Origin of the sequence: Candidatus Sulfotelmatobacter sp. (assembly GCA_035498555.1) — a bacterium.
Classification (GTDB): domain Bacteria; phylum Eisenbacteria; class RBG-16-71-46; order RBG-16-71-46; family RBG-16-71-46; genus DATKAB01.
The window spans coordinates 1-7555 of the sequence record DATKAB010000189.1 but is presented as its reverse complement, the minus strand read 5'-3'; the positions used below and the strand labels follow the sequence as shown (position 1 = coordinate 7555).

Below are 7555 nucleotides of genomic sequence, written 5' to 3'. Positions count from 1 at the left end.
CGTCAGTCCTCCGATACCCACGCGCGCGAGGCGCGCTCGTTCGAGCGGCCGAAGATCAGCATCATCAGCGCGCCGAAGCCGAAGCCGCCGACGTGCGCCCACCAGGCGACGCCGCCCGAAGCGTGTGCGCCGAGCGACAGCGCGCCGCTGAAGAACTGGAGCACGAACCAGAAGCCGAGCAGCACCAGCGCCGGCAGCGCCACCACCTGGAAGAAGGGGAAGAGCGGTATCAGCGTCACCACCTTGGCGCCCGGATAGGCGATGGCGTATGCGCCGAGCACGCCGGCGATCGCGCCGCTCGCGCCCACCGTCGGCGCGCCCGATTGCGGCGCGACGAAGTACTGGAGCCCGGCGGCCACCAGCCCCGAAGCGAGATAGAAGATCAAGTAGCCGAAATGCCCGAAGCGGTCCTCGATGTTGTCGCCGAAAATGGCGAGGAACCACATGTTCCCGATCAGGTGCATCCAGCCGCCGTGCAGAAACATCGAGCTGAGGAACGTGAAGCCCACGACCGGTAGCGGATCGCCGCGCCCCGCAAGCGACAGGCTCACGCGCGCCGGCACCATGCCCCAGGTGCGGATGAAAGGTTCGAGCTGCGGGCCGAGCAGGAACTCGTACAGGAAGAACGCGGAGTTCAGCGCGATCAAAGCGCGGGTCACGACCGGCGTCGTGCGGGAGGGATTCTCGTCGCGGAGTGGGATCATGGGGCGACGTTTGGAAGCTTGAATCCTTCGAAGGGCGCCAGAATTTGACGAGGACTGGACGCCTCCCTATCCTCGCCGCCGCGGCGCTGCGCGTGCACCGCTTCGCGCCGGTTGGCATCCCAACAGTGCGCCTGGCCGAATACTAGCAGTGCGTGAAGGGGGTGTCGCCTGATGGCTAATACCGTTGCGGTCACCGAGGGCAATTTCCACCAAGAAGTGCTGGAATCGCCGGTTCCGGTGCTGGTGGATTTCTGGGCCGCCTGGTGCGGCCCGTGCCGCATGATCGCCCCGGCTCTCGAAGAGATCGCACGCGACCACGCTGGAAAGCTCAAAGTCGTGAAGCTCGACGTGGACGAGAACCCGGACATCTCGGAGCGGTACATGGTCCAGAGCATTCCGACTCTGATCCTGTTCAAGGGCGGGCAGATGGTGGAGCGCGTGATCGGCGCGCTACCGAAGCCCATGCTGATTTCGCGGATTTCGCCGCACCTGTAAGAGCGACGGCGGCAGTCTGGCGAGGGCCCGCGCCGAAAGGCGCGGGCCTTTCTTGTGCGAACTGTCCCCGGGGACAGTTGGCTCCCGTAATCTACCCCTCGACCAGCAGCAGATTGAGTGCCCGCGGCAGCCGCTCGAGCACGTCACTCGCGCAGATCCCGCGCGCGCCGATCTCGGCCGCGGCGCGATCGCCGGCGGTTCCGTGCACCCACACCGCGATGCGCGCGGCGTCGTAGGGTTCGAGGCCCTGCGCGATCAGCGCTGCGATCGCGCCCGACAGCACGTCGCCCATGCCGGCGGTCGCCATGCCCGAGTTGCCGGTGGGGTTGACCGTCGCGCGACCGTCGGGCGCGGCGGTCACGGTCGGCGCGCCCTTCAGCACCACCACCACGTTCCAGCGGGCCGCCCACTCGCGCGCCGCCTCGATGCGCGTGGGCTCCAGCTCGCGCGCGTCCACGCCGGCGAGCCGACTCATCTCGCCGAGGTGTGGCGTCACCACGATCGGCGCGCGCGTCTTGGCCAGCAGGTCGGCTTGGCCGGCGAACGCGTTCAGGCCGTCGGCGTCGAGCACCAGCGGGCGCGCGCAGCCCTGAACGAACGCGCGCGCGAACTGTTCGGCGTGCGAAACGCGCGTGAGGCCGGGCCCCATCACCACCGCGTGCGCGGATTCGGCCAGCGCCAGCGCCGGCGCGACCGATTCCGCGCAGAGCACGTGCGGCGGCCGCTCCGGCAGCGGGCGCGGCAGCTCTTCCAGGAGCTTCACCGCGTAGACGTCCATCAGCCCCGCCGGCACCCCCGCCAGCACGTAGCCGGCCCCGGCGCGCGTCGCGGAATGCGCCGCCAGCGCCACCGCGCCGGTCATCCCGGCCGAGCCGCCGATCACCACCACGCGGCCGGCCGAGTTCTTGTGAGCGCGGGGATCGCGCCCCGGAATCAGACTCGCGAGTGAAGCGGCCGTCGCCAGCTCCACCTGCCAGCGCCGGCCCTCGGAAGCCTGGTGCACCAGCCCGATGTCCACGACTTCGAGCGGGCCGACGAACGCTCGGCCCGGGTAAAGATAGTGCCCGCGCTTGGGCGCGCCGAACGTCACGGTGAGATCGGCGCGCACCGTGCGCCGTGCCATGCCGCCGGTGTCGGCGTCGAGCCCGGTCGGCAGATCCACCGCCACCACGCGCGTGCCCGCCTCGTCCAGCTCGCGCAGCAGCTGCACGCCTTCGGCCAGCACGCCCTCGAGCCCGCCCCGCGCGCCGGTGCCGAGCAGCGCGTCGAGGGCGAAGTCCCAGCGGTCGAAGCGCGCGGCCAGCTTGCGGAGCGCCGGCTCGTCGCCGATCACCGTCACGTCGAGGCCTTCGGCGCGAGCGCGCTCCCACTGCGCGCGGGCGTCGCCGCGCAGTCGATCCGGCGCCGCGAGCAGCCCGACCATGACCGCTGCGCCACCCTCGCGCAGATGGCGCGCGGCGACGAAACCGTCACCGCCGTTGTTTCCGGGGCCCGAGAGCACCAGCACCCGCATGCCGAGCAGCGGGCCGTAGCGGCGCGCCATCGCTTCGACCACGCCGGCGCCGGCGCGCTCCATCAGCTCGAGTCCCGCGACTCCGCTTTCGATCGTACGGCGATCGAGCTCGCGCATCTCCTCGGCGGTGACGAGCAGCACGCTAGCGGGCTCCCGCGCCCGGGCGCTGGGCCGCGAACGGCACCGAGATCGCGATCCGGAACCAGGTCGCGCGGCCATGGGAAAAGTAGGGCACGTAGTGGACCTGCCATGCCCAGCCGAGGGCGGCATCGTCGAGCTCGGCGATGCCGCGCGTGATTTTCAGCGCCGCGATCGCGCCGGTCGGATCGACCAGCGCTTCCATCATCACTCGCCCGAACACGCCGGCCTGGACCGCAGCCGCCGGCCGCTCGGGATTGGGCGGGCGAAAGGCGAACCTCGGCGGCGGCAGCGTGTCGGTGGCGATCGATGGCTGCGTGAAATCGAGCGTGTCGCCTGCGGCGGGCTTTGCGACCGCAAGGATGCCGGTGTCGCGCACGATCGTACCGAAGTTGCCGACCAGGCTCGCGTCGGAGATCGCCAGCGAGGCGCGCGTGCGCCCCAGCCACTCGCTCTTCTGGCTCTTGCCCTCGTCGCTCGACGACAGGCGGTGGTAGCCCTCGCGGCGCATCTCGTCGAGTACGTAGCTGGTGACGTGAGGCGCGGGCTTCTCGAGCGTCAGCTCCACGCGCGTTAGCCGGCCTTCGCGCAGCGTCAGCCTCGCGGTCGCCTCGGCGCCGAACCAGCGGCAGTCGCCGCGGCGCACGACGCTGTCGGGCGAGCTGGTGACGACGGGGAACGCGCCCAGCGTCGAGGCCCGCTCGCCGGTCCAGCCGAGGCGGAACGCCGAGCCCGGCACGCGCGCAGAGGTGTCGGCCGGTGCGCTTGGGGGCGCCGCGCCGGTCACAGCGCGAGCGCTGTCGGCCGCCGGCGTCACCACGGTCCGCGCGCTATCGGCGCTCGGCGAAGCGGCCAGCGCCATGATGGCCAGCAACCACGTCACGCGTCGAGATCAGCGACGGCGCCCGCGCTGGCGCGCCTCGATCTTCAGCTCGCGCACCAGCCGTTCGCGGTACTCGGCGTCGCGTTCGATGCGCGCGAGCAGTTCCGGATCGGCCGAGATGAAGGGCAGATCGAACAGCTCGGGCTCGGCCTCCTGCTCGGCGTAGATCCGCTCCTGCTCGTGGCGCTGGAACGAGGCGGCCTTCTCGACAGTGTCCACGCTCCTGCCGGCGTGGAAGTTGTTGTTGAAGACGTCGTAGACATAGACGTGGAAATGCCCGTCGAGTCCGCCGGTGCCCTCGGGCGGCTGGTGGACCTTCACCTTCGAAGCCTTCACCTTGCCCTCGCTCATGCGTCCTCCATTCGACCGATGAATGCGCGCGGCCGGCGCTCAGCGCGCGGCCGGTTCCTTCGAATTCAGCCGGTCCACGATCGCGACCAGCTCCCAGATGTCCTGAATGTCGTAGTCGGCTCCCGAAACCTGCGTGTCGAAGGTGTCGCCGTAGCGAGCGAATACCGTCGCCATGCCGAGACTCTTCGCGCCCACGACGTCACGCTCGGCCCAATCTCCCACCATTAGCGATTCTCCCGGCTCGGCCCCGAGCCGGCGCAGGATCTCACGAAACGGAGCGGGGCCGGGCTTGCGCTGGCCGGTGTCGTCGAAGGTGACGACCGCGTCGAACACGTGCTGGAGCGACAGCGAGCACAACCGCAGCCACACCTGCGCCTGCGGCGCGTCCGACACCACGCCCAGGCGAATGCCGCGCTTGGTCAGCTCGAGCAGCGTCATCTGCACGTGCGGATAGAGCACCAGCGCGGACTCGCGCGCGCGACGGTAGGCGACGATGCCCGACGCCAGGATCTTGGGATCGATGCGGCCCAACTCGCTCTCGAGCAGCTGGTCGAACACGCGCTGGTACTCGAGGCCCTGCTCCTGGTAGATCGCGTCGATCCGCGCCCGAACGTCCTCGTGCGGCAGCTTGAGACCGGCATCGATCATTCCCGAAATGGCGGCCGTGACCGCGTCCGACTTCATTTTCATGAAATCGGTGAGCGTGTTGTCGAGATCGAAGACGATCGCTTTGATCAAGCAGTGCGCTTCCGGTGGGTCCCGAGTTCGAGTCGCCTGGCGGAGACCGCCCGGAGGCGGGCGCCGCGGCGGTCCGCGACGCTATTTGCCCGAGGGCATGATGGCCCGGCCGAGGCTGATTTCGCCATTGTCGATGCGCAGATTGAATCCGCAGGCCGGATTGTTGCAAACCCAGGCCTTGTAGGTGATGGGTGCTCCATCCCGACCGTAATCCGACAACGGCAGCAGCACACCTTTGTCACATTTCACGCACTCGGGAAAATTCAGTTCCATCCCCGACCCCTCCCTTGGTCCCGAGCGCTCGCGCGGTCCGGCGAGGCCCTGCCGGCGGTGCCGTGGATGGCGACGCGCGAGGCATCGGACCGCTCCGAATCTTAGCCCCGGCGGGCGAAGAATGGAATGTTGACACGGGATTCGTCGCACCGTGCGGTAGGATCGTGCAAACTCTGCTGCCCGGCCGACAGGAGACCCATTGCCCCGTACCTCCCCGCGGACTCTGCGGCGTCCACTCATCCCCCTCATTTCCAACGCGCTGTCGAGCCTCCTCGGCGTTTCGCTGTGGATTTCGGCCGCCCATGCGGTGCTCGACGTCGAGGATCGCGGCCCGGTGATGAATGCCGGCAACTTCCGGATGCGCGTGACCAACGCCGGGATCATCGGCAACGCCTTCTACAACGTCGGCCGCTCGAGCGACCCGTCCTTCGAGTACCCGGCCGACTCGGGCATCGAGCTGCTGAACCACGCCGAGCTGTGGGTCGGGGCGCTCGACAGCGACGGCCAGCCGCACGTTTCAGGTGGCCCGCTGCTCGAATGGCGGCCGACGCTCGACCCCGACGACCACGTGCGCATGGTCTACAAGGGCCGTCCGGGTTCGCAGCGGCTGGTGGACGACGACGGCGACGGCAAGATCGACGAGGAGATCCTGAACGGGAAAGACGACGACGGGGACGGCGAGATCGACGAGGACATCGCCATGATCGGCGATCAGATGTCGGCGGCCGACTACGTCGACGATCGCCCCGAGGCCGTGAACTACGGATATTCCACCGGCGAATCGCATCACCCCTTGGGGCTCAGCGTTCACCAGGAGACCTACGCCTGGGGCGTGCCGGGCTACGACGGGATCTGCGGCATCAGCTTCCACATCACCAACCACACCACCTCGACGATCCGCGGCGTCTACATGGGCTTCTTTGCCGACCTCGATTCACGGCTGCGTTCCGACCCCAACGGCCACCGCAACGATCGCATCGACTTTCGCACTTATTCGGCTTCACGCTTCGATGGCCTCGCCAAGGTCACGGTCAATGGGGTGATTCCCTGCAGTGGGCGGGGGCCCTGCCCGCCGACTCAATGCTTCACGCGCCTCAACGGCCAGGTGCCGGTGGTGGAGGACGGGATTCCCGGCTCGAATCTCCCGGTGATCGCGCTGGTGCCGCTCGAGCACACGTTGGATCCGATCGGGCGCTTCGTCCCGAGCGCTGCGGTGGCGCCGGTGACCCGGCAGTTCTTCACCTCGGTGTTTCTGTCGGAGGCGATTCCCGGCGCCGGCGGGCCTCCGGCTCTCGACGCCGGCCGCTATCTTGCGTTGGAGGGCCAGTACCCGAACGCGCCCACCGATCAGATGGGCGACTGGCAGGTGCTGGTCTCGTGCGGGCCGTTTCCACGGCTCGAGCCCGGCAAGTCCCTCGACTTCATGGTGGCGCTGGTGGCGGCCGCGGCCCCCGAAAGCCTCGACGCGGTGCTCCCCAATCTGGCGTTGATGCACGACGGCTCGCGCCTCGATCTGCTTCCCAACGAGACCGCGCATCCCGACAGCGCCGAGTTCACGGTGGCGAAGACCGGCGTGGCGGGTCACGAGGTCTGCCTCGAGCCGCCGCCGGGCGTCACGTTCTACGCCGAGCCCGACTGTCCCGAGAAGTTTCCGGTCGATCCCGCGCTCACCGAGCAGCCCGTGCTCTACACACCCGGCCACTGCATCTGGACCGACGCGGATTGCAACTCGTGCACCGGCAACAACGGCCAGGAGACCATCGTCCGCTGGCAGGATCCCGCCAACATGCCCCCGGCGCCGTTTGCGAGCGAGACCTCCGGCGACCGCGACGTCGAGGTGGGCTGGGACAACTGGCCCGAGGTGCTCGTGGGTGGCGGCAAGTTCGGCTCGACCGGAACTGGCTTCGTGGGGTACCGGCTCTACAAGCTTGCGAGCTGGAAGGGCCGCGAGTCGCTGATGCCTCCGCGCCAGGATTGGGAGCTGCTTGCCACCTTCAGCAACGAGACCGGAGCGCTCCAGGTGCCGCTCGCAACCGTGACCGACACCACCGTCGCTTACGACCGGATCCTCTACGAGCAGAAGCATTATCCGATCGGCCGCTACCGATACGCGGATCACGAAGTGCTGAACGGGTTCGACTACATCTATGCGGTGACGACCATCCTCGACGAGCGCGTTCAGGTCAGCCCGGGCGTCACTCAGAACATCCGCCTCGAGACCCCGCTGATCGCGAGCTTCGATCAGCGCGTGACGCCGCACACCGCGGCGACGCCGAAGTCGGGGAAGGTGACAGTGGTGCCGAATCCCTACAAGGCTCGGGCGGGCTGGGATCGGCCGGCGGTGTTCGGCGATCCGCTGCCGCGCCACGTCGACTTCATGCATCTGCCGGCGGGCGTCAGCACCATCAAGATCTACACGCTGGCCGGCGACTTCGTGGCGCAGCTGATACACGACGGCCG

Annotated in this window: 8 protein-coding genes; 2 read left to right on the top strand and 6 right to left on the bottom strand. The window is 68.8% G+C overall.

The genetic code is table 11. The features are described from left to right. Nucleotides 1–2 precede the first annotated feature (2 nt). Complete coding sequence (locus VMJ70_14985) at nucleotides 3–704, bottom strand: rhomboid family intramembrane serine protease (GenBank protein HTO92434.1); 702 nt, start codon at nucleotides 702–704, stop codon at nucleotides 3–5. Nucleotides 705–875: 171 nt separating this feature from the next. Here VMJ70_14985 and trxA point away from each other — a divergent pair, with 171 nt between their 5' ends. Then, nucleotides 876–1199, top strand: coding sequence for a thioredoxin (gene trxA / locus VMJ70_14980; GenBank protein ID HTO92433.1), 324 nt, complete (start codon nucleotides 876–878; stop codon nucleotides 1197–1199). Between the two features lie 91 nt (nucleotides 1200–1290). Here the strand turns inward: trxA and VMJ70_14975 are convergent, their stop codons facing one another. The 5 genes from VMJ70_14975 to VMJ70_14955 all read right to left on the bottom strand — a co-directional run bounded on the left by VMJ70_14975 (nucleotide 1291) and on the right by VMJ70_14955 (nucleotide 5095). Beyond that, nucleotides 1291–2853, bottom strand: coding sequence for an NAD(P)H-hydrate dehydratase (locus VMJ70_14975; protein HTO92432.1), 1563 nt, complete (start codon nucleotides 2851–2853; stop codon nucleotides 1291–1293). A 1-nt stretch (nucleotide 2854) separates the two neighbouring features. Beyond that, on the bottom strand, nucleotides 2855–3733 hold the full coding sequence (locus VMJ70_14970; protein ID HTO92431.1) for an energy transducer TonB: 879 nt from the start codon (nucleotides 3731–3733) through the stop codon (nucleotides 2855–2857). Nucleotides 3734–3742: 9 nt separating this feature from the next. Further along, complete coding sequence (locus VMJ70_14965) at nucleotides 3743–4084, bottom strand: hypothetical protein (GenBank protein ID HTO92430.1); 342 nt, start codon at nucleotides 4082–4084, stop codon at nucleotides 3743–3745. A 39-nt stretch (nucleotides 4085–4123) separates the two neighbouring features. Continuing rightward, nucleotides 4124–4822 (bottom strand): HAD-IA family hydrolase, encoded by a 699-nt coding sequence (locus VMJ70_14960; GenBank protein ID HTO92429.1) that lies wholly within the window; start codon nucleotides 4820–4822, stop codon nucleotides 4124–4126. Nucleotides 4823–4903: 81 nt separating this feature from the next. Beyond that, nucleotides 4904–5095: a hypothetical protein gene (locus VMJ70_14955; protein HTO92428.1), complete on the bottom strand. Its 192-nt coding sequence runs from the start codon at nucleotides 5093–5095 to the stop codon at nucleotides 4904–4906. A gap of 199 nt (nucleotides 5096–5294) precedes the next feature. On the opposite strand from VMJ70_14955, the gene VMJ70_14950 reads away from it, so the two are divergent. After that, nucleotides 5295–7555: hypothetical protein (locus VMJ70_14950; GenBank protein HTO92427.1), on the top strand; the 2261-nt coding region annotated here is incomplete at its 3' end.

Coding starts and splice junctions, on each gene's coding strand:
- VMJ70_14985 (HTO92434.1), bottom strand. CDS start 704: ATGATCCCACTCCGCGACGAGAATCCCTCCCGCACGACGCCGGTCGTG.
- VMJ70_14955 (HTO92428.1), bottom strand. CDS start 5,095: ATGGAACTGAATTTTCCCGAGTGCGTGAAATGTGACAAAGGTGTGCTG.
- trxA (HTO92433.1), top strand. CDS start 876: ATGGCTAATACCGTTGCGGTCACCGAGGGCAATTTCCACCAAGAAGTG.
- VMJ70_14965 (HTO92430.1), bottom strand. CDS start 4,084: ATGAGCGAGGGCAAGGTGAAGGCTTCGAAGGTGAAGGTCCACCAGCCG.